This window comes from Arenimonas daejeonensis, assembly GCF_007993735.1.
GTDB lineage: Bacteria > Pseudomonadota > Gammaproteobacteria > Xanthomonadales > Xanthomonadaceae > Arenimonas > Arenimonas daejeonensis.
Window position 1 is genome coordinate 414,327 of sequence record NZ_CP042453.1, and the last position, 24,033, is coordinate 438,359.

22 protein-coding genes and 3 pseudogenes are annotated in these 24,033 nt (G+C 68.5%); 11 read left to right on the forward strand and 14 right to left on the reverse strand.

Features of this window, described 5'->3' with window-relative positions:
- Both FRZ33_RS17530 and FRZ33_RS15775 read left to right on the forward strand, forming a co-directional pair.
- Window positions 1-417: pseudogene (locus tag FRZ33_RS17530) on the forward strand (DmsC/YnfH family molybdoenzyme membrane anchor subunit); the annotation flags it as partial.
- A gap of 46 nt (window positions 418-463) precedes the next feature.
- Complete coding sequence (locus FRZ33_RS15775) at window positions 464-967, forward strand: hypothetical protein (RefSeq protein ID WP_227978370.1); 504 nt, start codon at window positions 464-466, stop codon at window positions 965-967.
- A gap of 86 nt (window positions 968-1,053) precedes the next feature.
- Here FRZ33_RS15775 and hemC read toward each other — a convergent pair whose 3' ends face one another.
- The 7 genes from hemC to FRZ33_RS02110 all read right to left on the reverse strand — a co-directional run bounded on the left by hemC (window position 1,054) and on the right by FRZ33_RS02110 (window position 5,960).
- Window positions 1,054-1,962 carry a hydroxymethylbilane synthase gene (hemC, locus tag FRZ33_RS02080; RefSeq protein WP_146907315.1) on the reverse strand — a complete coding sequence of 303 codons (909 nt, stop codon included), beginning with the start codon at window positions 1,960-1,962 and terminating at the stop codon, window positions 1,054-1,056.
- An 11-nt stretch (window positions 1,963-1,973) separates the two neighbouring features.
- Window positions 1,974-2,708 (reverse strand): LytR/AlgR family response regulator transcription factor, encoded by a 735-nt coding sequence (locus FRZ33_RS02085; protein ID WP_146907317.1) that lies wholly within the window; start codon window positions 2,706-2,708, stop codon window positions 1,974-1,976.
- A 21-nt stretch (window positions 2,709-2,729) separates the two neighbouring features.
- Window positions 2,730-3,401 carry an alpha/beta hydrolase gene (locus FRZ33_RS02090; protein WP_146907318.1) on the reverse strand — a complete coding sequence of 224 codons (672 nt, stop codon included), beginning with the start codon at window positions 3,399-3,401 and terminating at the stop codon, window positions 2,730-2,732.
- 50 nt (window positions 3,402-3,451) lie between these two features.
- Window positions 3,452-4,000, reverse strand: coding sequence for a Hemin transport protein (locus FRZ33_RS02095; protein ID WP_146907320.1), 549 nt, complete (start codon window positions 3,998-4,000; stop codon window positions 3,452-3,454).
- A 67-nt stretch (window positions 4,001-4,067) separates the two neighbouring features.
- Window positions 4,068-4,271, reverse strand: a complete 204-nt coding sequence (locus FRZ33_RS17195; RefSeq protein ID WP_146907322.1) for a hemin uptake protein HemP — start codon at window positions 4,269-4,271, stop codon at window positions 4,068-4,070.
- 63 nt (window positions 4,272-4,334) lie between these two features.
- Window positions 4,335-5,267: an energy transducer TonB gene (locus FRZ33_RS02105; RefSeq protein WP_146907324.1), complete on the reverse strand. Its 933-nt coding sequence runs from the start codon at window positions 5,265-5,267 to the stop codon at window positions 4,335-4,337.
- Between the two features lie 117 nt (window positions 5,268-5,384).
- Entirely contained in the window at window positions 5,385-5,960 is a 576-nt protein-coding gene (locus FRZ33_RS02110; protein ID WP_146907326.1) for a lipid-binding SYLF domain-containing protein, read from the reverse strand.
- 371 nt (window positions 5,961-6,331) lie between these two features.
- On the opposite strand from FRZ33_RS02110, the gene FRZ33_RS02115 reads away from it, so the two are divergent.
- The 6 genes from FRZ33_RS02115 to FRZ33_RS02135 all read left to right on the forward strand — a co-directional run bounded on the left by FRZ33_RS02115 (window position 6,332) and on the right by FRZ33_RS02135 (window position 14,803).
- Entirely contained in the window at window positions 6,332-8,146 is a 1,815-nt protein-coding gene (locus FRZ33_RS02115) for a DUF1302 domain-containing protein (protein WP_146907328.1), read from the forward strand.
- 32 nt (window positions 8,147-8,178) lie between these two features.
- Entirely contained in the window at window positions 8,179-9,537 is a 1,359-nt protein-coding gene (locus FRZ33_RS02120) for a DUF1329 domain-containing protein (protein WP_146907330.1), read from the forward strand.
- Between the two features lie 85 nt (window positions 9,538-9,622).
- The gene (locus tag FRZ33_RS02125; RefSeq protein WP_146907332.1) at window positions 9,623-10,726 is read left to right on the forward strand and encodes a WD40/YVTN/BNR-like repeat-containing protein; all 1,104 of its coding nucleotides are present in this window, start codon (window positions 9,623-9,625) and stop codon (window positions 10,724-10,726) included.
- Between the two features lie 27 nt (window positions 10,727-10,753).
- A complete protein-coding gene (locus FRZ33_RS02130) occupies window positions 10,754-12,490 on the forward strand; it encodes an efflux RND transporter permease subunit (protein WP_227978024.1) in 1,737 nt (578 codons plus the stop codon).
- Between the two features lie 31 nt (window positions 12,491-12,521).
- A complete protein-coding gene (locus FRZ33_RS15785; protein ID WP_227978239.1) occupies window positions 12,522-13,178 on the forward strand; it encodes an MMPL family transporter in 657 nt (218 codons plus the stop codon).
- Entirely contained in the window at window positions 13,166-14,803 is a 1,638-nt protein-coding gene (locus tag FRZ33_RS02135) for a 3-(methylthio)propionyl-CoA ligase (protein ID WP_146907334.1), read from the forward strand. The genes FRZ33_RS15785 and FRZ33_RS02135 overlap by 13 nt, the downstream gene beginning before the upstream one ends.
- 89 nt (window positions 14,804-14,892) lie before the next feature.
- Here the strand turns inward: FRZ33_RS02135 and FRZ33_RS02140 are convergent, their stop codons facing one another.
- The 7 genes and pseudogenes from FRZ33_RS02140 to FRZ33_RS02170 form a co-directional block, all read right to left on the reverse strand.
- Window positions 14,893-15,435, reverse strand: coding sequence for an RBBP9/YdeN family alpha/beta hydrolase (locus FRZ33_RS02140; RefSeq protein WP_265468699.1), 543 nt, complete (start codon window positions 15,433-15,435; stop codon window positions 14,893-14,895).
- 33 nt (window positions 15,436-15,468) lie between these two features.
- Complete coding sequence (locus FRZ33_RS02145) at window positions 15,469-16,464, reverse strand: YeiH family protein (protein ID WP_146907335.1); 996 nt, start codon at window positions 16,462-16,464, stop codon at window positions 15,469-15,471.
- On the reverse strand, window positions 16,461-17,060 hold the full coding sequence (locus FRZ33_RS02150; RefSeq protein ID WP_227978240.1) for a DsbA family protein: 600 nt from the start codon (window positions 17,058-17,060) through the stop codon (window positions 16,461-16,463). The genes FRZ33_RS02145 and FRZ33_RS02150 overlap by 4 nt, the downstream gene beginning before the upstream one ends.
- A gap of 57 nt (window positions 17,061-17,117) precedes the next feature.
- Window positions 17,118-18,439, reverse strand: a pseudogene (locus FRZ33_RS02155) (MFS transporter).
- A gap of 26 nt (window positions 18,440-18,465) precedes the next feature.
- The gene (locus FRZ33_RS02160; protein ID WP_146907337.1) at window positions 18,466-19,521 is read right to left on the reverse strand and encodes a beta-keto acid cleavage family enzyme; all 1,056 of its coding nucleotides are present in this window, start codon (window positions 19,519-19,521) and stop codon (window positions 18,466-18,468) included.
- 46 nt (window positions 19,522-19,567) lie between these two features.
- Window positions 19,568-20,323, reverse strand: a complete 756-nt coding sequence (locus FRZ33_RS02165; RefSeq protein WP_227978244.1) for a TauD/TfdA dioxygenase family protein — start codon at window positions 20,321-20,323, stop codon at window positions 19,568-19,570.
- Window positions 20,324-20,425: 102 nt separating this feature from the next.
- A complete protein-coding gene (locus FRZ33_RS02170) occupies window positions 20,426-21,406 on the reverse strand; it encodes a quinone oxidoreductase family protein (protein WP_146907339.1) in 981 nt (326 codons plus the stop codon).
- A gap of 153 nt (window positions 21,407-21,559) precedes the next feature.
- Between FRZ33_RS02170 and FRZ33_RS02175 the strand changes: the two genes are divergently transcribed.
- The 3 genes and pseudogenes from FRZ33_RS02175 to FRZ33_RS02185 all read left to right on the forward strand — a co-directional run bounded on the left by FRZ33_RS02175 (window position 21,560) and on the right by FRZ33_RS02185 (window position 23,981).
- Window positions 21,560-22,567 carry an AraC family transcriptional regulator gene (locus FRZ33_RS02175; RefSeq protein WP_227978026.1) on the forward strand — a complete coding sequence of 336 codons (1,008 nt, stop codon included), beginning with the start codon at window positions 21,560-21,562 and terminating at the stop codon, window positions 22,565-22,567.
- A gap of 117 nt (window positions 22,568-22,684) precedes the next feature.
- On the forward strand, window positions 22,685-23,311 hold the full coding sequence (locus FRZ33_RS02180; protein ID WP_146907341.1) for a sigma-70 family RNA polymerase sigma factor: 627 nt from the start codon (window positions 22,685-22,687) through the stop codon (window positions 23,309-23,311).
- Window positions 23,308-23,981 (forward strand): annotated as a pseudogene (locus FRZ33_RS02185) (ChrR family anti-sigma-E factor). The gene FRZ33_RS02180 and the pseudogene FRZ33_RS02185 overlap by 4 nt, the downstream one beginning before the upstream one ends.
- Window positions 23,982-24,033: the final 52 nt, after the last annotated feature.

A 24,033-nucleotide genomic window follows, 5' to 3' on the forward strand; every position in this document is an offset into this window, starting at 1 on the left:
ATGCATCCCGCCTTTTCCGTCCTGTTCTTCACCACCCTGTCCGGCGCGGGTTACGGGCTGCTGGTCTGGCTGTGCGTGGTGACGCTACCGCTGCGCGACAACGCGCTCTACGGCAACGGCGCGGTTTTCCTGCTGGCGCAGCTGGCGCTGGCGGCGTTGCTGGTGTCGGCCGGCCTGCTCAGCTCGCTCGGGCATCTTGGCCAGCCGCAGCGGGCCTGGCGGGCATTTTCCCAGTGGCGCAGCTCCTGGCTTTCGCGCGAAGGCGTGCTGGCCGTGGCGACCTTCGTCCCGATGGGGCTGCTGGCCTGGGCGCTGACGCGACCGTGGCGGGTGCCGTCGGGTGGCTCGGCGCTGGGCGAGCTGGGAACCGCCAGCCTGGTCGCCGCGGCCGTCGGCGCGGTGCTCACCGTGGTCTGCACCGCCATGATCTATGCCTCGCTCAAGCCCATCCCCGCCTGGCGCCATGCGCTGGTGGTGCCGGCCTACCCTGGTGTTCGCGCTGCTGACCGGGCTGCTGCTGCACGCGGCCGCGCTGCCGCTCGCCGGCGGTACCGCTCCGCCGCAGATGCTGGCGATCCTGGCCACGCTGGCGGTCATCGCCGGCATCACCAAGCTGGCCTACTGGCAGGCGATCGACCGGCAGCCCCTGACGGCTTCCCGCGCCAGCGCGCTGGGCCTGCCCGCGGATCGCCAGGCCACGGTGTTCGAACGCCCGCACACCGAAGCCAACTACCTGACCCGCGAGATGGGCTTCGTGTTGGCGCGAAAGCACTCGCGCAAGCTGCGTGCGATCTCGCTGCTGCTGTTCGGGCTGCTGCCGCTGCTGGCCTGCGCACTGGCCTGGACGGCGCCGGGCTTCGCGACGGCTGCCATCGCCATCGCTGCGCTGTGCGGGCTGCTGGGTGCTTTGGTCGAACGCTGGCTGTTCTTCGCCGAAGCCAAGCACCTCGTCACCCTTTACTACTGAGCCAAAAAAGGGGACGGAGGTATTTAACGTTTCAATCTCCTGCTTGAAACGTTAAATACCTCCGTCCCTTTTTCTGAGCTTTTGGCTCAGGGCAACAGGGCGTCGGCGCCGCGGGCCACCAGCATGTCGGCGACCTGTTCGCCCAGTTTTTCGGGTTCGCTCATCGGGCCGCTGGCGTAACCGCGCACGGTCTTGCCCGTTTTCGCGTCGCCGACCAGGCCTTCGAGCGACATCCGTTCCTTGTTGAGGGTCGCGTAGGCGGCGATCGGAACGTGGCAGCTGCCGCCCAGCGCACGGGTCATCGCCCGCTCGGCACTGACGCAGGCGCGGGTCGGTCCGTGGTCGAGCACGGCCAGCAGGTCGCGCACGGCGGCATCACCCTGTCTGCATTCGACCGTCACCGCACCTTGCGCCGCGGCGGGGATGAAACGCGGCGCGGTCAGGCGCTCGCGGATGCGGTCGCCCATGCCGAGCCGCTCAAGACCGGCGCAGGCCAGCACGATGGCGTCGTAGTCGCCGGCGTCGAGCTTGGCGAGGCGCGTATTGACGTTGCCGCGCAGGTCGGCCAATTCCAGGTCGGGACGGTGCGCACGCAGCAGCGCCTGGCGTCGCAGCGACGAGGTACCGACGCGGGCACCGAACGGCAACTCCTCGAAGGCTTCGTACTTCACCGACACGAAAGCGTCGAAAGGATCGGCGCGCTCGAGGATGGCCGCCAGCTCGAACGGGCCGTCGAGCTCCATCGGCACGTCCTTGAGCGAATGTACGGCGGCGTCGGCCCGGCCTTCGAGCATGGCCACCTCGAGCTCCTTCAGGAACAGGCCCTTGCCACCGATCTCCACCAGCGGCTGGTCGATGGCCTGGTCGCCGCGCGTGGTCATCGGCACCAGCACAACCTCCAGACCCGGGTGCGCCTCGCGCAGCTTCGCGGCGACATGTTCGGTCTGCCAGAGCGCGAGTGCGCTCTCGCGGGTGGCCAGGCGGATGGTCGGCATGCGGTGTCCCCTCAGAGATGTTTCAGGCGTTCGCGCAGCAGCGGCAGGCAGCGGCGGCTGACCTCCAGCGGGCCGCCGCCGTGGCGCAGGATGGCGTGCACCTGGCCGTCGGTGCAGCGCTTGAGTTCGGCGAACTCGTCGCTGGCGACCAGGCAGTTGCGGTGGATGCGGATGAAGCGGTCGGCGAACTCGTGTTCGAGCGACTTCAGCGATTCCTCGATCAGGTCTTCGCCGCGCGCGTGATGCACGACCACGTATTTTTCCTCGGCCTGCAGGTAGTGGATGTCCACCACCGGGATCAGGCGCAGGCTGCCGCGCAGGCGCGCACTGAGATGACTGCGGCGGCGCTCGGGGCCGGAGGGCGGCAGCATCGGCAGTTCCTGCGCGGCCCGCTGCCGGCGCGCGCGCTCCAGCGCCTCGGCCAGGCGTTCGGGCCGCACGGGTTTGACCAGGTAGTCGACCGCGGCGGCCTCGAACGCCGCCAGCGCGTGCTGGTCGAAGGCGGTGCAGAACACCAGCGCCGGCGGCGAGGCCAGCCCGGCCAGGTGCTGCGCGGCCTCCAGGCCGTCCATCACCGGCATGGCGATGTCGAGCAGCACCACGTCCACGCCCAGCGATTCGGCCATTTCCACCGCTTCGCGGCCGTTGCCGGCCTCGCCGGCGATCTCGTGGCCGCCCAGTTCCCGCACCAGGGCGGCCAGGCGCTGGCGGGCGAGCGGTTCGTCGTCGACCAGGAGCAGTTTCATGGCGGGCAGTATGCCCCGCGATCAGCCGGCCAGGAAACGCTGCTGCAGCCATTCGCCGAGGTCGCGGATCTCCTCGGCGCAGACGCTGTGCGGCATGGCGTAGCTGCGCCAGTCCACCGACACGCCCAGGCCGCGCATCAGGTCGCGGCTGCGGGCGCCCAGGCCTTCGGGCACCACCGGGTCGAGCTGGCCGTGCGCCATGAACACCGGCGTGGCCTTGCCGGCGGGCGTGGTTTCGACGGCGGTCGTGTCGGCCATCGGCAGGTAGGTCGAGAGCGCGACGATGCCGGCGACGCCAGCCTCGCGGCGCAGGCCGGCGGCCAGGGCGATGGCGCCGCCCTGGGAAAACCCGGCCAGCAGGATGCGCTGGTTCGGAATTCCGCGCAGGTTCTCGCGCGCGATCAGGGCCTCGACCTGGGCGATGGATTCGCGCACGCCCTGTTCGTCGGCGCGCTGTTCGATCGACAGGTCGCGGATGTCGTACCAGGCGCGCATGCGCGCACCGTTGTTGATGGTGACCGCGCGCACCGGCGCATGCGGGAACACAAAACGGATCTGCGGCCAGCCGGCGCGCAGCAGTTCGGGCACGATCGGCGCGAAGTCATGGCCGTCGGCACCCAGACCATGCAGCCAGACGATGGACCAGCGCGGCTCGGGGCCGGTTTCGCGTTCGACGGTTTCCAGCAGGGTCATCGTGGGCACACTCGGCGGGGCGAGCCGGCATTATGCCCAGCGCGCCGCGTTCATTGTGCCCAGTGCAGCTCCGGCGCCAGTGCGTCGAGCGCGAATCCCGCCACGCCGGCCTGCCGCGCGATGCGCGATGCACAGGCCTGGCCCAGACGCGAAAGCCCGACATCGGTGGCCGCCAGCCGCAAGTCGCCACGGGCATCGGCGACCACGTGCAGGCGCAGCGCGCAGGCATGCCATTGCGGCGCGATGCGGCGTTTTCCGGACCAGAACCGTCGCCAGGAGGAAGCGCTTTCGGCCTGCACCGGCAAGCGCGACAACAGTCGTTCCCAGGCATGGAAATCGCTGTCGGGCAGCAGGTAGAGACGCCAGCAACCGGTGCCGGCTTCGTCGAAGAAATGCAGGGCTTCGCTGGGGCCGTCGCTGTCGAGCCGGACCTGGGCCAGCAGCCGCTGCGCGCGGCTCCAGCCGGACAGCAGGTGCGGATCGGCGGCGCCGTGCAGGCAGAGCAGCGGGCCGAGTGCGCTCAGCGCTTCGGGCGGGCAGGCACCGATGCCGACGGCAGGGGCACCCGCGGGGTCGTTCGCGGCCAAGAGCGGCGACATGTCGATTCCAGGGCTGGCCGGCGGAGCTGGCGGCCGGAACTCCGGCGGGCGGGCGACCGGGAAGGGGTTATTTGACGAGGATGAGCTTGTCGTTGCGGGTGTGGCGCAGCCGATAGACCTGGCCGGCGTGGCGGATCAGCACCTCACGGCCGCCGCGCATCAGCTCGTGGCTGTCGAATTCGGCCTGTTTCGCCGGGTCGGCGAGTGCTGCGGGGCTGACTGAAGCGGCAGCCGGCAGGGTCGGAACGGGCGGGGCATGCAGGGCGGCCATGGCGGTGTCCGGGTGGGTCCGAACTTGATGATAATGATTCGCATTTGCGAGTCAAGCCCTTCCCTACCGGCCCGCCTGGGCCAGCCGGAACTGCACCACCCGGGCTGTCGTGACCGCGGCGGGGGTGCGTTCGAAGCGCCAGCGGGCCGCCGCCACCAGCGCGGCCTCCTCGAACAGCCCCGGCGGATCGGCCGACACCACCCGCGGCGACGTTACGCTGCCGTCGGGCTGGATGGTGAACTCGACGGTCACGCTGCCCTCGATCTTGCGGCGCAGGGCCACCAGCGGATAACGGGGCGGCGGTGCGCTGAGCAGCTGCGGCGTGGCCGATGCCACAACCGGGGCCGTGGGCTGCGGTTTCGGTTGGACAGGAGCGGGCGGCGGCACAACGGCCGGTGGGTTTGCCTGGGCCGTCGCGGCCACCGGAGCCGCCACGGCAGCCACCGCTTCAACCTGGCGAGCGCGTGCGGCTTCGGCTTCCGCCGCGGCGGCCCGTGCCGCTTCCTGCTCCAGGCGTTTCGCCGCTTCGGCTTCCGCGATGATGCGACGCGCGGATTCGGCCTCGGCAGCGACGATGCTGTCGCGCAGGCGCGTCAGCGCCGGCGCCTGCGGATCGACCTGTTCGATCAGGGCCAGCAGGCGGCGGGCTTCAGGAAAATCCTCCCGCCCCACCGCCTGTTCGCTGCCGATGAGCGCATAGGGCAACAGCTCGAGCAGCGCGGTGGCCAGGGTGCTGTCATCGGCGTGCAGCCGGCGCAGCGCGAGGTAGTGCTCGATGGCGTTGTCGCCCGCCGGCGTGTAGATGCGCTGCTCGGACAAGGCCGCGGCCGCGGCCTTGCGCAGGCCGGCTTCGTCGGTGATGGCGGGCGCCGGAGTTTCGCTGCCCGCCGCTGCGGCAGGGGCGGCGGAATCGGCCGGCGACGGTGCGGAAGGCGAACACGCCGACAACACGAGCGCGAGGCCCGCGGCGGCGAAAACACAGAAGTGGTGGCGCATGCGGCATTCCCGGATCCGGAGCCGCACAGGCTAGGCGGCCCGCATGACGGGAATGCGGCAGCTGATCTTCAGCGCGCCAGGCGATCCGTCGCCGGGCCTCGTCCGCCGGGGCTCAGCTCAATTCAGGTCTTTGTCCGCGTAGTACTTGGTGCCCTTGATGCCCAGTTCCGCGGCCAGTCCCTTGCCGGTGATCTGGTACACCCAGACGCCCGGAGAAACCGAAACGGCACCTTCGACCGCCTTGCCCTTGTCGTCCACCTTGGCCGCCGCCGTCGCCTGGCCACCGGCTTCCCAGCCCTTGGTCACGAAATCGTTCATCGCCGCTGCATTCTGGAACACGAAGATGACGTCGTATTTCTTGATGCCCAGGCCCAGGCCCGCCGAACCCTCGACGAAGCGCATGAAGGTTTCCTTCTTGGACGGGACCGCAACCGCCAGGCCCTTGCCCACGCCGCCGCCGACGACCCCGAGTGTCAGGCCGATGCGGCTGAAGGTTGCATAACCTGCCGACCCGGCGATCACGCTGCGTGCCGACGGCTGGGCGGCATAGAGGCGTTGCAGGACCTCGGCGGACTGCTCGCGGATCTTGGCGCGGTCTTCTTCCGGCTCCTTTGCGGCAACCGTCGTGGAGGCCAGCAACAGGCAAAGGAGGGCTGAGGTCAGGACTTTGGAAAAGCTTCCTATTCTGCTCATGGGGGACCCTTGGTGGCGGAAGCGCAGGACGCGCGTTCAGGAACCCAGCCTGCGCCCGTCACCGCGCCCCGGCAATGCGTCCTGGACCTACGGACCGCGGCTCTGTGACGCGATGCATGGAACGCTGGGGCCACCTGCCCGGTCTGTCACGAAATGACAAGTTATTGTCGCCGTTTGGCAAGAATCGCAGCTCGCTTCCTCCCTATAGTCGAACGCAACCGGCCCCTGACAAGGGGCCTTTTTATCCGGGAATCCGCCGCGACAGAACGGCGGGGCCGGGAGTCCGGGCCACAAGCACCTGGGAGGGTGAAGTGAAGTCATTGCACACAAGGAAGGCGTCCCCGAAGACGTCCAAGCGCCTGCTCAGCACCATGATCCTGGCCGCTCTGGCGGCCACCGGCAGCGCCGGCGCGGTCGAGATCAAAACCGGCAATCCGGACCTGGTCCTGCGCTGGGACAACACGGTCAAAATCAACCTGGCCAACCGGGTCGAGAAAGAAGATCCGTCCATCCTCGCCAGCCCGAACTTCGACGACGGCAACCGCAACTTCGGCCGCGGCATGGTCTCCGAACGCCTGGACCTGCTGACCGAGTTCGATCTCGTCTGGCAGGACCGCATGGGCTTCCGCGTCAGCGCCGCCGGCTGGTACGACGCCGCCTACGGCAACCTCGAGCGGGGCAGCCCGGCCACCTCCAACCACCTGGAGAACGGCCGCGCCACCGTCGGCCTGAGCGACGCGACCGACAAGTACTTCCACGGCCCGTCCGGCGAACTGCTGGACGCCTTCGTATTCGCCAAGTTCGACCTGGGCAACGTGCCGCTCAACGTCAAGGCCGGCCGCCACACCGTGTTCTGGGGCGAAGCCATGCTCAGCCCGGTGCACAGCCTGAGCTACGGCCAGTCTGCCCTGGACCTGGGCAAGCTGTTCTCGGTCCCGGGCACGGAAGCCAAGGAACTGTTCCTGCCGCGCGAAGCGGTCTCGATGCAGCTCCAGGCCACGCCGGAACTCTCGTTCGCGGGCCAGTACTTCTTCGACTGGGAACAGGCGCGCATCCCCGAAGCCGGTTCCTTCCTGGGTTTCAACGACCACCTGCTGCGTGGCGGCGAGTCCTTCATCTTCGGACCCGCGGCCGTCAGCCCGGCCAACCCGCTGGGCATCAACCGCCTGGTGCGCGGCAGCGACAGCGACCCGGACGACACCGGCGACTGGGGCCTGTCCACGCGTTGGAGCCCGGACTGGCTCGACGGCACGCTCGGCGCCTATTACCGGGTCACCGCCGACATCCTGCCGCAGGGCAACGCCACCCCGGCCGTGCGTCCCAACACCCCGCCGGCCGTCTGCGGCGCGCTGGGCAGCGTCATGCTGGGCCCGACCACCTGCTACATCAATCCGGGTGCGGCGACCGTACCGGAGATCATCGGCGGCACCATCGGCCGCTACGGCGCGGCCTATGCCGGCGACATCAGGATCTACGGCCTGAGCTTCTCCAAGAACCTGTGGGGCACCAGCGTCGGCGCCGACCTGAACTACCGCAAGGACATGCCGCTGCTGAGCGACATCGTGAACGTGCTGCCGGCCTCGTTTGCCCCGTTCGCCCCGCTGCTGCCGCCCGGCAGCCTGTTCGCGGCACCGGAAGGCGGCGAAACCGGTGGCGCGCGCGGCAACACCTGGCACGGCGTGCTGAACACCTTCACCACCTTCGGTGAAACGCCGGTCTGGGATTCGGCCAACCTCATCGTCGAGCTGACCTGGAACCGTTGGGCCGACGTCACCTCGGGTGCCGCCGTCTTCAAGGGCCGCGACAACTACCTGGTCGCCGGCCCCGGCGGCACGATGGTGACGCCGGCCGACAAGGTGACGAAGGACTTCTACGGCCTGGCGGTCAATTTCACGCCGACCACGTACCAGATCTTCCCGGGCGCCGACCTGTCGCTGCCGATCAGCTACTCGCGCGGCCTGAGCGGCAACTCCGCCGTGCTGCTGGGCGGCAACGAGGACGCCGGCAGCTATTCGTTCGGCGTGGCCCTGGACCTGCGTTCGAAGTACCGCTTCGACCTCAAGTACGTGGACTTCTTCGGCGACACCACCGTCAATGCGCTGAACGCGATCTCCTCCTCCGGCGGCGCCAACGCGCTGCTCAGCGACCGTGGCTTCGTGGTTCTGACCTTCAAGACCACGCTGTGACCACCGTCCAGGCATCCCATCAGGAACTCACCATGAAATATGTGAAGACGATCCTCGCCGGCGCCCTGCTGGCCGCCCTCGGCACCGCGCAGGCGGCGGTCAGCCCGGAAGAAGCCAGGCAGCTGGGCGACACCCTGACCCGCGTCGGCGCCGAAACCGCCGGCAATGCCGACGGCACCATCCCGGCCTACACCGGCGGCCTGACCACGCCGCCGGCGGGTTTCACCGCCGGCAGCACCGTGCGGCCCGACCCGTTCGCCGGTGAGAAGCCGCGCCTGACCATCACCTCGAAGAACATGGCGCAGTACGCGTCGCAGCTGACGGTGGGCGCGCAGGCGCTGCTGAAGAAGTACCCGGACTACCGCATCGACGTGTACCCGACCCACCGCACCGTGGCCCTGCCCGACCGCGTGCTCGACGCCACCGCCGCCAACGCCACCCGCGCCAGCACCAGCAACGGCGGCCTGGGCATTTCCGGCGCCATCGGCGGCTACCCGTTCCCGATCCCGAAGACCGGTTACGAGGCGATGTGGAACCACCTGCTGCGCTACGTCGGCGTCGCCAGCAACTTCCGCTACGACAACTGGAACGTGGACGCCTCCGGCAAGCCGGCGCTGGCCACCAGCGGCAAACTCTTCGTCGAATACCCGTACTACGACCCGAAGAACACCGCCCCGGCCGCGGAAACCGACGTCTACTTCCGCACCAAGATCTTCTACAACGCCCCGGCCCGCCGCGCCGGTGAAGCGCTGATGGCCGTGGACGTGGTCAACCCGCTCGAGCGCCCGCGCCGCGCCTGGCTGTACCTGCCGGGCCAGCGCCGCGTGAAGCTGGCGCCGGACATCTCCTACGACACGCCGAACCCCGGCACCGCCGGTTCGGCCACGTACGACGACTCCTGGATCTTCAACGGTGCGATGGACCGCTACGACTTCAAGCTGGTCGGCAAGAAGGAGGTGCTGGTTCCGTACAACACCTACCGCCTGACCACGCACAAGAGCGCCGCCGAAGTGACCACGCCGCGTTTCCTCAACCCGGACCTGGTGCGCTGGGAACTGCACCGCGTCTGGGTGGTCGAGGCGACGCTGAAGCCGGGCAAGCGCCACATCTACGCCCGCCGCACCTTCTATCTGGACGAGGACAGCTGGACCGCGCTGTCGGCTGACCAGTACGACGCCAGCGGCTCGCTCTACCGCGCGTCCTTCGCGCACATGTCGCCGAGCTACGACGCGAAGACGCCCAACGCCGAGACCCAGGTGTTCTACGACCTGACCTCGGGCGTCTACAACGTCAGCTTCCTGATGGGCCCGTATGGCGGCGTGCAGTACACCGACCCGCTGCCGGCCAACCAGTGGTCGCCCGACGCCCTCGCCGGTGCTGGCATCCGCTGAGACCTGAGGCCAGTATCTCCGGCAGCGGCCACGCCGCTGCCGGAGTTCCGCGTTTCCAGGTCGCCCCACTGCTGGACATCCGCCCATGAACCTCCCTGCCCGACGCCTGGCCGTTCCGTTCGGACTGGCCGCCCTGTTCGGCGTGACGACGCTGTTCGCCGCACCGACCGTGCCGGGCGAACGTTTCGTCGACGTGCTCGACCAGCCCGCCATGGAAAGCGCCCTGGTCACCCAGCGCCTGCTGCAGGCCAGCGCCATCGCCGGCGACCGGCTGGTCGCGGCCGGCGCACGTGGCCACATCGTGTATTCGGATGACGGCGGCACGAGCTGGCAACAGGCACGGGTGCCCGTCAGCGCCGACCTGACCGCGCTGTTCTTCGTCGATGCGATGCGCGGCTGGGCGGTGGGCCACGAAGGCGTGGTGCTGCACACCGCCGACGGCGGCGTGTCCTGGGACCTGCAGCTGGACGGTCGCCGCGCCAATGCGCTGGTGCTGGAACACGTGAACAGCCTGCCCGCCGATACCGACCCGGTCCTGCTCGAAACCCTGAAGTCCGAAGCCGGACGCGCCGTGGCGGACGGCCCCAGCCTGCCCTTCCTCGACGTCTGGTTCGCCGATGCGCAGGAAGGTTTCGTGGTCGGCGCCTACAACCTGATCTTCCACACCCGCGACGGCGGCAAGACCTGGGAACCCTGGGTCGAACGCACGCAGAACGAGCGCTTCTACCACCTGTACGGCATCCGTGGCAGCGAAGACGGTGTGTACATCACCGGCGAACTGGGCCTGGTGCTGCGCCTGGATGCCGACGCCGGCCGCTTCCTCGCGTTGTCCACACCCTACGAAGGCAGCTGGTTCGGCCTGCTGGCAAAACCCGGCCTGGTGCTCGCCTATGGCCTGCGCGGCACGGCTTTCCGATCGTTCGACGGCGGCCAGACATGGGAAGCCGCGACCACAGGCATCACCACTTCGATCACCGCCGGCCAGGTGCTGGCCGACGGCCGCCTGCTGCTGTGTTCGCAGGCGGGCGACGTGCTGGTCAGCGACGACGACGGCGCCAGTTTCCAGCGACTCGCGTTGAAGGCGCCGATGTCCTACGCCGGCCTCGCCGCCGCCGGCGACACGCTGTTGCTCAGCGGACCACGCGGCGTGCGTGTCGAACGCCTGCCACCGCCCGTCGCCACGCCGTAACCCGGACCGCCTGCAAGGACTCCCCGCTTGAATACGTCCCGCCCATTGCCCGACGAGATGCCGGTCGTCCGGTCCATCGAGGATTTCGACCACCGTTCCGGACACGTGTTCGAGCGAGCCATCTTCAACAACCGGCGCTGGATCGTGCTGGGCTGTCTCCTGCTGACCCTGCTGTTCGGTTTCCAGGCCACGAAGCTGACGGTAAACGCCGGCTTCGAGAAGATGATCCCGCACGGCCACGCCTACGTGCAGAACTACCTGGAGAGCCGCGGCAGCCTGCGCGGCCTGGGCAATTCCGTGCGCGTGGTGGTCGAGAACACCGACGGCGACATCTTCGATCCGGAATACCTCGAGATCCTCAAGCAGGTCAACGACGAGCTGTTCCTGATACCCGACGTCGACCGCGCCTGGATGAAGTCGATCTGGACGCCGGCGGTGCGATGGAGCGAGGTCAACGAGGAAGGTTTCGTCGGCGGGCCGGTGATGCCCGACAACTACGATGGCTCGCCGGCATCGGTGGATGCGCTCAAGCTCAACATCCGCCGCGCCAACATCGTCGGCAACCTGGTGGCCAACGACTTCCGTTCCAGCATGGTGTTCGTGCCCCTGCTCGAAACCAATGCCGAGACGGGCCAGCGGCTGGACTACCACGCCTTCTCGCAGCAGCTCGAACAGCGCATCCGCGCCAGGTACGAAGGCGGCGACGACGGCAAGGTCAGGATCCACGTGATCGGCTTCGCCAAGCTCGTCGGCGACCTGATCGAAGGCCTGGCCAAGGTCGCCAGCTTCTTCCTCGCGGCGGCGCTGATCGCCGGCCTGATCATCTTCCTCTACACCCGCTGCCTGCGCAGCACCCTGCTGGTGGTCGCCTGCTCGGTTGTCGCGGTGGCCTGGCAGCTGGGCCTGGTGCAACTGCTCGGCTTCGAGCTCGACCCGTTCTCGGTGCTGGTGCCCTTCCTGATCTTCGCCATCGGCGTCAGCCATGGCGCGCAGAAGATGAACGGCATCATGCAGGATGTCGGCCGCGGCACCCATCGCCTGGTCGCCGCCCGCTACACCTTCCGCCGGCTGTTCCTGGCCGGCCTGACCGCCCTGCTGGCCAACGTGGTCGGCTTCGCCGTGCTGATGGTGATCGACATCCCGGTGATCAAGGAGCTGGCGCTGACCGCCAGCATCGGCGTCGGCGTGCTGGTGTTCACCAACCTGATCCTGCTGCCGGTGCTGCTGTCGTATGTCGGCGTCAGCCCGGCGGCCGCGGCGCGCAGCCTGCGCGAAGAGACCGAGCAGGAACGCGGCCGCGGCCTGGGCGCGGTCTGGAACCTGCTCGACCGCTTCACGGAGCGTCGCTGGGCGCTGGCGGCGATCGGCTGTGCGGCGGTGCTGGCGGTCGGCGGTCTGTGGATCAGCCGCGACCTGCAGGTCGGCGACCTGGATCCGGGGGCGCCGGAGCTGCGCAAGGATTCGCGCTACAACCAGGACAACGCCTACATCACCGCGAACTACGCGCTGTCGAGCGACCTGTTCGCGGTGATCGTGCAGACGCCCGACGACGCCTGCCTCAACTACAAGACCCTTGGTGCAGGCCGACCGCCTGGGCTGGGCGCTGCAGCAGGACCCCTCGGTGCAGACCACGGTGTCGCTGGCCGACGCGGTGCGCAACATCACCGCCGGGTCCTTCGAGGGCAATCCGAAGTGGCTGACGCTCAACCGCAACCAGGGCGTGATCAATTATTCGGGCCAGCAGGCCACGGTGCTGAACCCTGACCTGTTCAACACCGAATGTTCGGTGCTGCCGGTGATCGCCTACCTGTCCGACCACAAGGCGGCCTCGCTCAAGCGCGTGGCGGCGATCGCGGAGGATTTCGCCGCGCGCCACAACGACGCCGACGTGACCTTCAAGCTCGCGGCCGGCTCGGCTGGCATCGAGGCCGCGACCAACGAAGTGGTCGGCCGCGCCAGCCGTTCGATGCTTCTGTACGTGTTCGGCGCCGTGGCGCTGCTGTGCTTCGTCGCCTTCCGCAGCTGGCGGGCGGTGGTGGTCGCGGTGCTGCCGCTGATGCTGACCTCGATCCTGTGCGAGGCGCTGATGGTCGGGCTCGACATCGGCGTGAAGGTGGCGACCCTGCCGGTGATCGCGCTGGGCGCCGGCATCGGTGTCGACTACGCCCTGTACCTGCTCAGCGTGCAGCTGGCGCAGCAGCGTGCCGGCGTGCCGCTCGCGGCCGCCTACCGGAATGCCGTGAGCTTCACCGGCAAGGTGGTCGCGCTGGTGGGCATCACCCTGGCGGCGGGCGTCTTCACCTGGGCGTTTTCGCCGATCAAGTTCCAGGCCGACATGGGCATCCTGCTCACCTTCATGTTCGTCTGGAACATGATCGGCGCCCCTGGTGCTCATTCCCGCGCTCTCGCATTTCCTGCTACGCAAGGTGGAGGCCTGACATGTTCGGTTTGATGCAGGAACACCCGCTGCTGGTCTCGTCGCTGATCGAGCATGCGGTGGCCAGCCATCCCGGCGTCGAGATCGTCTCGCGCACGGTCGAAGGCCCCGTCCACCGCTGCACCTGGCGCGACATCCACCGGCGCGCAAAACAGGCTGCCAACGCACTGACTGCGCTGGGCGTGAAGCCGGGCGACCGGGTCGCGACCCTGGCCTGGAACGGCTACCGGCACATGGAGCTGTACTTCGGCGTGTCGGGCATGGGCGCCGTGCTGCATACGGTCAACCCGCGGCTGTTCCCGGAGCAGCTCGAATACATCATCAACCACGCCGAAGACGGCGTGCTGTTCTTCGACCCGAGTTTCATCGCGCTGGTCGAGAAACTCGCCCCCAAGCTCGGGAGCGTGCGCGCCTTCGTGCTGATGGCCGACCGTGCGCACATGCCGGAGACAACGATTCCAGGCCTGCTGTGTTACGAGGAGCTGCTGGCGGCGCAGTACGATGAATTCACCTGGCCCGACATCGACGAACGTTCGGCGGCCTCGCTGTGTTACACCTCGGGCACCACCGGCAAGCCCAAGGGCGTGCTGTATTCGCACCGCTCTACCGTGCTGCACGCCTTCGGTGCCTGCACCGTGGACAGCCTGGCCGTTTCACGCAAGGAAACCGCACTGCTGGTCGTGCCGATGTTCCATGTCAACGCCTGGAGCATGCCCTACGCGGCCGCGATGAGTGGCGCCAGGCTGGTGCTTCCCGGTCCGGCCCTGGACGGCGCCAGCGTCTATTCGCTGCTGCGCGACGAACAGGTGACACTGGCGCTGGGAGTTCCCACCGTATGGTTGATGTTGCTGCAGCACGTTTCAGCCGCAGGACTGAAGCCCTACGCCGAACTGGCGCTGCATCGTGTCGTGATCGGCGGCGCCGCGGTTCCGCGGGCCATGATCGAAGCCTTCGAGGACGATTTCGGCGCGATCGTCGTGCATGCCTGGGGCATGACCGAGACCTCGCCGGTGGGCACGGTCAACAATCTGTTGCCGACACAGCGCGCGCTGCCGCCGGAGCAACGCCTGGACGTGCAGACGACACAGGGGCGGGCCGTGTTCGGCGTTCGCCTGAAGCTGACCGATGGCGAGGGCCGCACCCTGCCCCACGACGGCCAGGCCGCCGGACACCTTAAGATCCGCGGCCCCTGGGTCGCGAGCGCCTACTACCGCGACGAAGGCGGTCCGATCCTGGATGACGAGGGCTGGTTCGACACCGGCGACGTGGCGACCATCGACTCCGATGGCTACATGCACATCACCGACCGGTCCAAGGACGTGATCAAGTCCGGCGGCGAATGGATTTCTTCGATCGCGATCGAGAACGCCGCCATGGGCCACCCGCTGGTCGCCGAAGCCGCCGTGATCGGCATCGCCCACCCGAAGTGGCAGGAGCGCCCGCTGCTTCTGGTGGTCGTCAAACCGGGCCAGACCCTGGAGCGTGAGGTGGTGCTGAACTACCTCAAGGATCGCATCGCCAAGTGGTGGCTGCCCGACGACGTGCTGTTCGTACACGATCTGCCGCACACTGCCACCGGCAAACTGCTCAAGGCCAAGTTGCGCGAGCAGTTCCGCGACTACCGTTTCCCCGACGCCTGAACCGGCGGGCCGGAGCGTGCCGCGCTTCGGCCCGGACTACCGGGCTCGCCTTGCCCGTCGCGTTGCGTTTCAGCGGTCCAGCCGCTCGATCAGTTCCAGCGCCTGCGGCCATTCGCCGTAACCCGCGGCCGGATTGAGATGGCCGACCGGGCCGATATCAGGAACCCGCTGCCCCAGTCCTGCGCCAACGACTGCGCCCGCGCGAACGTGCATAGCGGGTCGTCCTGGCTTGCCGCCAGCAGGCTCGGGAACGGCAAGGGCTCGCGCGGGATCGGCAGCCAGCCGTGTTTCTGGAGATCGTCCGTGCTCGGATAACCCGCCGGGAACCGGCTCTCCATGTCCGCCGGCGTGGCCAGCAGTGCCCCCTTGATCGGGCGATTGGGCCGCGACAGCCGCGACCAGTGCGCCAGCATCATCACGCCGGCGCTGTGCGCCACGACGATGACCGGGCCGCTGATCGTGGCCAGGGCATGGTCCAAGGCGTCGACACGCGCGGCGCGGCTCAGCTTGTCCCGTTCGAGCGGCGGCACGGTTTGCACCCTCGAGAGCCTGGCGGCCAGCAGGGTCTGCCAGTGCTCCGGCACGTGTTCACGCAGGCCGGGGACGATGAGAACGGTGGTGTCCTGGGTCATCGGGTTTCTCTGTTCATGACGGATTGACGGGTTTCAGTTCCCAAGCCACAACAGCAACAGCACCAGCGCCGCGAGGAAGACGGTCTGGCCGAGCATCAGCAGCACCGGTCGGATGCCGACCGTGGCCAGTTCCCTGAGCTGGATCTTCATGCCCAGTGCGCCGATCGCCGTGACCAGGCACCAGGTGGACAAACTGCTGCCGAAGGCCTGCAGCGGGGGCGTGATCGCACCGAGGCTGCCGAGCACGGCCAGGCCAAGGAAAGCCACGGCGAACCATGGCAGCAGTGGCGGCCGCTCGCCGCTTTGATGCCCGCCGCGGGCGCGGGTGATCATGACCGCGACGATGATGACCGGCAGCAGCATGGCCACGCGGATCAGCTTCACCACCGTGGCGGTGTCGCCGACCTCGTGCGAGAGGCTGTAGCCGGCGCCCACCACCTGGGCGACGTCGTGGATGGTGCCGCCGATGAATACACCGGCATCGATCGGGTCCAGCCCGAGCGCCCGCGTGATCACCGGGTAGATGATCATCGCCGCGGTCGACAGAGCCGAGACGCCGATCACGGTGAACAGGGTCGCGCGTTCCTTGCCCGGATGCGCCGGCAACGCCGCCGCCAGCGCCAGCGCCGCGGATGCACCGCAGATCGCGGTCGCGCCGCCGGAAAGCAGGCCGAACAGCACGTTGAAGCCCATCGCGCGCGCCACCAGCATCGACACGGCGATGGTGAGCACCACCGAGACGACCACCAGCAGCACCGGATGCCAGCCCAGCGAGGCGATCTGTTCCAGGGTGATGCGGGTGCCCAGCAGGGCCACGCCCAGGCGCAGCACGCCGCGCGCGGCCAGATCGATGCCTGGCTTGCAGGGACCGTCCGTCGACAGGAAGTTCATCGCCATGCCCAGCAGCAGCGCGAACAGCATCACCGGCGCGCCGTACTGGCTGGCCAGCGAACGCGCGGCGATGGCGACGACGACGCTGGCCAACAGGCCGGGCAGGTAGCGTCCGGCGGACACCTGCAGTCTGTTCATGCGGATCCGGTCGTGGCCGGCGCCAGCATCGCCCGGCGCATGGTCGCGACCAGGGTGTCGGCATCCTGCGCGCCGGACAGGGCCAGGCGCTGGTTGAACATGAAATGTGGCACGCCGGTGATCGCGCGCCCGACCGGAAGCTCGGCGGCGGCGCCTGCTCCTGCACCGGCGATCCGTTCCGGCGGCACGCCGACTTCCCCGGCCAGCCGCTGCAGCGTCGCGGCATCGCCGATGTCCTCGCCACGCTGGAAGTAGGCGGCGAACAGGCGCTCGAGCATCGCCTCATGCAGTTCCGGCTCGCCCAACCGTGCGACCCGGCGCAACAACCCATGCGCACGCGCCGTATTCGGAAAGCGTTCGATCCGCGCCAGGTCGATGTCGAGGCCGGCGCCGTCGGCCGCCTGCGCGACCTGTCGCTGCCGCCGCCGCACGGCCTCGGGCGAACCGAGGCGGCGTTCGTAGAACTCCGCGAAGGGCAGGCCCTGCTCCGGCACGTCGGGCACCAGCTGGATCGGATACCACATCGTCGCCACCACGATGTCCGGATGCTGGGACGCGAACTGTTCGCGCGCGACATCGAGCTGGCGCTTGCCGATGAAACAAGGGACAGATCAGGTCGAAGTCGATGCCGATCGTGAGCCTTTTTGCGCCGCTCAAACCGACGCCCCCATGCCGGCCCCAACCGCCTGCAGGCGACCCACCTGCTGCACATCGGCCAGGTAGTTCTGCTTGGCGAACCAGAACACGGCCGCGGCCGCCACGCTGATCAGGGGCACCATCTGGAACGCGCTCGCCAGGCCTGGGGCATCGGCCAGCAGGCCGGTGACCAGCGGCCCGGCGGCCAGGCCGAGCAGGTTGTTCACCAGGGTCAGCATCGCGAACGCCGTGCCATGGATCGGCAGCGGCGTGAGGTTGGCGACCATGGCGCCGGCGGGCCCGCTGGTGCCGGCGGCCAGGAACATGCCCAGCGCGATCATCACCAGCTGCGGGGTGCCGTGCGGCAGCGCGAAGGCCAGCGACAACAGGGCGCAGCTGCCCAGCGCGTAGGCGATCGCCAGGCTGAATTTGCGCTCCGGACGGCTCCGGCAAAGTCGGTCGCTGAGCATGCCGCAGGCGATCATGCCCAGGCCGGCGACCAGCACGATCATGGCGGCCACGCCACCCGCGGCGTCGGTCGCCATGGCGTAGTAGCGGTTGAGGTAACTCGGAATCCAGACGATGACCGTTCCGCCCACGAACAGCTGCAGGCCGCTGCCGACGTAGGCACCGAGCACCGAGCGGCTGTTGACCAGGCTACGCAGCGGCACCTTCGCCGCCGTCACGGTGGCGGGCCGGGTGTCGCCGATCTGCGACGGCGGTGTGATGCGTTTTTCCCTGACGACGATGGGATAGATGAGCGCCAGCACCAGGCCGAACAGGGCCATGGCCGCGAACGCCCAGCGCCAGCCCATGCTGGCGGCGATGGCACCGCCCAGTGCCATGCCCAGCACCGAACCGAACATGCCGCCGGCCATGAAGGCGCCGGTCAGCGTCGCCCGCATGTGTTTCGGAAACACCGACAGCACCACGGCGACACCGACGCTGCCATAGGCCGCCTCGCCGACACCGACGAAAAACGCGCGGCGAGCATCTGCGGATAGTCCTGCGCCAGCCCACAGGCCAGGGTCGCGAGGCTCCACACCGCCGCCATGATCGCCAGGCTCTTCACCCGCCCGAAGCGGTCGGCCAGCAGCGACAGGGGGAAGGTCAGCAGCCCCACCATCAGCGCGACGATGCCGCTGAGCAGGCCGAGCCGGGCATCGGTCAGCGCCCATTCCGCCTTCAGCAGCGGGAACACCGCGTTCAGCACCTGGCGGGACATGTAGTCCGAGAGCAGCAGGCCGAAACTCAGTGCGAACACGACCCAGGCGTAACGCCGCGGGATGCGTGCACCAGGATCGTCTTCGCCGATGGTCGGAAGGGTGTAGTGCGCCATGTCGTGCTGCCGGGTCGAAGGGTGGATCAGGCCGGGGAAGGAACGCCTTTCCAGACCGGCCGGCGGTTTGGCGCGAAGCCGTTCGCCGCCAGGGTCTCGTCGGCATCCTTGTAGAACGTGCCGATCCGGTAGATCTCGCGAGCCTCCTTCGCCGTCGCCACATCGCGGCCGAACTCCTTCGCGATCCGCACCAGCTGCTCGACCTGCTCGACGCTGCCCATCTTGCGGTCGCGCTTCTGCGTCCAGAGGTTGTCCTCGTTGCCGCAGCGCACGTGCAGGCCCATGGCGATCGCCATCATGTTCAGCGGCAGCACGTTGAGCATGGAGGACTCCAGCGTCAGCACCGAACCGTCCGGGCAGGCGCGCACGAAGTTGGCCAGGTTGTAGATGTTCGGCGAATCGAAGCCACCGCCGATCGCCACCCAGGTCAGGATCAGCGGCACGTTGCAGGTGCCCTTGCGCATCATGCGCTCCACCGTCTCGAACTGGGCGATGTTGGCCAGCTGGAAGTGGGTCTGGATGCCCTTGGCCGACAGCCGGCGGATGTGTTCCTCGACCCACTCCGGGCCGGCCGGGATGGTCATCTCGCGGTAGGCGCGGTAGCCCTCGGGCGTGCCCAGGCTGGTGCCGGCGATGTCGGCCTCGCACATCTGCTCGACCACGTTCATCTGGTTGGTGTTGATCGCGATCGTCACCTGGTCCGGCGCCGGCGTCAGCTCCGCCAGCATGTGCCGGGTGTCGTCCGACAGCCACTTTGCCACCTCGCCCTCGCCTTCCGGCATGAACGAGATCGAACCGCCGACCTGCAGGATCATGTCCGGCACGCGGGCGCGGATGCCGGCCAGCAGTTCGTTGAACATGGACAGGCGCTTGCTGCCCTTGCCGTCGAGCTCGCGCACGTGCAGGTGCAGCACGGTGGCGCCGGCGTTGTAGCAGTCCACCGCCTTCTGGATGTGTTCCTCCATCGTCACCGGGATGTCTTCCGGGAAATCGGCCGGCAACCACTCCGGGCCATAGGGAGCGACGGTAATTACCAGCTTCTGCTGGTTCTCCGGGAACAGCGACCCATCGATGAAGTTCATATTCTCTCCGTGAATCAACGCGGCAAGGCGGTCGGGTGGTGGCGGTTCAGTAGGGCACGTCGCCGATGATCCCGGCCCGTTCCATCTTGCGGTGGCAGGGCGGGTAGTCCATCACCGCGTAGTGCTGGGTGCTGCGGTTGTCCCAGATGGCAACGCTGTTGGGCTGCCAGCGCCAACGCACCTGGTACTCCGGGACGTGCGCCTGGCTGATCAGGTACTGCAGCAGCTGCTGCGCGCCCGCCGTGTAGTCCTGGCCGTAGCGCACGCGCCCCGGCGTGTGGAAGTTGGTGAAATGAGTGGTGAAGGCATTGACGAACAGGATCTTCTCGCCGGTGTCCGGATGCGTGCGCACCACCGGGTGTTCGGCATCCGGAAACTGCTGCCGCAGGGCCAGCCGCTTCTCGGCCGGAAGGACGGCACCGAAAGTGGCTTCGATGCTGTGCCTGGCGCGCAGGCCGGCGATCTGCTGCTTGATGGTTTCCGGCAACTTCTCGTAGGCCAGCGCCATGTTCGCCCACATCGTGTCGCCGCCGACTGGCGGGCATTCGACGCAACGCAGCACACAGCCGAACGGCGGTGCCTCGCGCCAGGTCGCATCGGTATGCCAGGCGTTCTCGTAGCGGTCGTTGGGCTGCTCCGGGGACTTGTAGATGCGCACCAGCCCCGGATGGTTCGGATCGCTTCCGGCCACCGGATGGTCTTCCAGCGGGCCGAAGCGGCGGGCGAAGGCCACGTGCTCGGCACGGCTGATGTCCTGGCCACGAAGGAAAAGCACCTTGTGCCGGACCAGCAGCGCGCGCAGTTATGGAACAGGCCGTCGTCGTGCACGGCGTCGGCCAGGCTGACGCCCGAAAGTTCGGCTCCGATGGCACAGGTCAGTGGCTCGACGCGCATTCGGTTTGCCTCAGATGACGAAGATCGAAGAGCCGGTGGTCTTGCGCGATTCCAGGTCGCGATGGGCCTGCACCGCGTCTTCCAGCGCGTACCGCTGGTTGATCTCGATGCGGATGCGGCCGGCGCCGACTTGCTCGAACAGCTCGGCAGCCAGCTCGGCCTTTTCGGCCGGGTCGGCGATGTAGTCGGCCAGCGCCGGCCGGGTCAGGTAAAGCGAACCCTTCATCGCCAGCAGCTGCGGGTTGAACGGCGGGATCGGACCCGAGGCGGTGCCGACGCAGACCATCAGGCCGCGGCGCCGAAGCGAATTCAGCGAGGCCTCGAAGGTGTCCTTGCCGACACTGTCGAACACCACGTCCACGCCCGTGCCACCGGTCAGCTCGCGCACGCGCGCGGCGACATCCTCGTGGCTGTAGTTGATGACGTGGTCGCAGCCATGGGCGAGGGCGAGCCCGGCCTTGGCCTCGGTCGAGACGGTGCCGATGACGGTCAGGCCGAGCAGCTTCGCCCACTGCGACACGATCAGGCCGACGCCACCGGCGGCGGCATGCAGCAGGATCGAATCGCCGGCCTTGAACGGATGGATCCGGCGCATCAGGTAGGCCGAGGTCAGGCCGCGCATGGTCATGGCCGCGGCGGTCTCGTAGCCGATGGCCTCGGGCAGCCTGATCAGCGGCGCGGCCGGCACCAGGCGTTCGGTGCTGTAGGCGCCCAGGGTGTTGACGAATCCGGTGTAGGTGACGCGGTCGCCGACGGCGACCTGGTCGACGCCCGGGCCCACGGCCTGGACCACGCCCGCCGCCTCGACGCCGATGCCGGCCGGCAGCGGGACCGGGTAGGTGCCGTTGCGGAAATAGGTGTCGGCGTAGTTCAGGCCGACCGCGACATGGCGCAGCCGGACTTCGCCCGGACCCGGCTCGCCGACCTCGACGGTCTCGTAGCGCAGGACTTCCGGGCCACCGGCCCTCTGGAATCGAACGGCATGTGCCATGGCAGGGTGCTGGAGCCTCTGGACAGGGAACCGGATGGGCCCCGGAAGGGGCCGGACGCCTTGGACTATAGGCAGGAGGGGTGCGCAACTCTTGCCAAAGGGCGACAATGACTTGTCATTTCATGACAGGCCACCGAAAGGCGGAACCGCCCCATGAGCAGCCTGATCCGCGCCGCGACGCTGAAGAACTATTTCGAGGTCGCGCAGCAGCTCGACCTCAACCCGCAGCCGCTGCTGCACGCGGTCGGCCTGAGCCGGACCATGCTGGCCGATCCCGAACGGCGCATCCCGGCCGCCGCCGCCGTGCGCCTGCTGGAGGAGTCCGCCTACAGCAGCGGCTGCGACACCTTCGGCCTGCGCATGGCCGAGTCGCGGCAGCTGTCGGACTTCGGCGTGGTCAGCCTGCTGCTGATCCACCAGCCGACCCTGCGCGACGCGCTGATGACCACGATGAAATACCGGCACCTTCTGAACGAGCTGCTGGCCATCCATGTCGAGGACCGCGGCCGCACAGTGGTGATCCGCGAGGAGTTCGTCGCCGACACCGGCGCCTCCTCGCGCCAGGCCATCGAACTGGCGCTCGGCGCGCTATACCGCCTCTGCGGTTTCCTGCTGGGCCCGCACTGGAAGCCGCACAGCGTGAACTTCACCCACGGAGCGCCCGGCAACCTGCAGGTGCACCGGCGCGTTTTCCGCTGTCCCTCGGAGTTCGATCGTGAGTTCAACGGCATCGTCTGCGACGCCGGCGACCTGAACTTCCCCAATCCCTCTGCCGACCCGGTGATGGCGCGCTACGTCAACCGCCTGGTGGAAGCGCTGCCGGCGCCGACCCGCAGCTCGATCACCACCGACGTGCGCAAGGACCTCTACATCCTGATGCCGATGGGCCAGGCGACCATCGAACAGGTGGCCAGCGGCCGCGGCATGAACGTGCGCACGCTGCAGCGGCGCCTGGAGGAAGCCGGCGAGACCTTCTCCGAGGCACTGAACTCGGTCCGCACCGACCTGGCGCTGCGTTACATGGAGAACCGGCAGTACTCGCTGCAGGCGGTCGGCCGGCTGCTGGGGTTCTCCTCGCCCAGTTCCTTCTCGCGCTGGTTCAGCGGCGAGTTCGGCAAGGCGCCGCGGGCCTGGCGCAAGGACTTGCGGCCGCCGGGCTGACCCGGCGGCCCGCCGGGCGGTGGTGGGCGGTGGGCGGCCCCGGCCAGGGTGCATCAATCTCCGGCCTCGCCCGTATCCATCTGCATCCTCACCTGACCTTCCAAGGCCTGGCCTACCATGTCGCCGGACTTCCCCATCCCAGGACCCACGCCCTTCGAGGCGGCCAGACTAGTGTCCACGCAGGCCCCCACCGCCCGAGATCTGCCGGACTGGTCCCGCGACATGGCCGCGGTGTCGCAGTCACGCGACCATGCCAGCTTCATGCGGATCTACGACCACTTCATGCCCCGGCTGTGCCTCTACCTGCGCGGCCTCGGCTGCAACGACGCGACCGCCGAGGAACTGGCCCAGGAAGCCCTGCTCCGCCTCTGGCAGCGCGCCGACCGTTATGATCCCGGGCGCAGCAGCCTGAGCACCTGGCTGTTCCGCATCGGGCGCAACCTGCACATCGACCGGGTCCGGCACGAACACGGCTGGATGCAGACCCAGCAGGTGGTGGAGCAGGTGCTGGCCGAGGAAGGTCCACCGGGATCGACGGCCGAAGACCATGCCGACCACGCCCAGCTCAAGCGCCGGATCGACGAACTGTCGGCGGTGCAGGCGCGGCTGGTGCGCATGTCCTACTTCGAAGCCAAGTCCCATCACGAGATCGCGCAGGAACTGCAGATGCCACTGGGCACCATCAAATCGCACCTGCGCCGGGCGTTCCTGAAGCTGCAGTCGCAGCTGGGAGGGGCACGATGAGCCCCCGCCACCACCTGGATGCCTCGACCGTGATGGGTTACGGCGCGGGCGCACTGGCGCCGGAACTGGCCGTGGTCGTGGCCACCCACCTGGAAAGCTGCGCGCACTGCCGACGCCAGGTGCAGGATGCCGAACGCGTCGGCGGCCTGCTGGTCGCCCAGCAGCAGCCGGCCGGACCCCCGGGCCCCGGCAGCTGGCGCTGCGCCAGGCGATGCTCGACCAGCTCGCGCTTCCGGTGGAAAGCGATGCGCCGGAAGCGGCGGACGTCGAGCCGACGCCGCCTTCGCGCGACCCCGACCGCCTGCCGGCCGCGCTGCATCCGTATTTCGGAACGTCCTACCGCGCCCTGAAGTGGCGCTGGATGGCGCCGGGTGTGCACATCATCCGGGCCAGCGGCACCCGCACGCTGCTGCTGCTCAGGATCGCACCGGGCAAGAGCATGCCGGTGCACAGCCACGGCCGGAACGAGCTGACGCAGATCCTGCAGGGTTCGTACACCGATGCCCTGGGCCTGTTCTCGCCCGGCGACGTGGCCGACCTGGACAGTGACGTCGAACACCAGCCGGTCACCGCCCCGGGCGTGGCCTGCATCTGCGTCTCGGCGCTGGATGCACCGCTGCGTTTTCCCGGCTGGCTGGCGCGCAAGCTGCAGCCGCTGTTCGACCTGTAGGCGCCGTCGCCTGCATCCACCACGCGTCCGACCGCGTAAGAAGGAGCGGTCA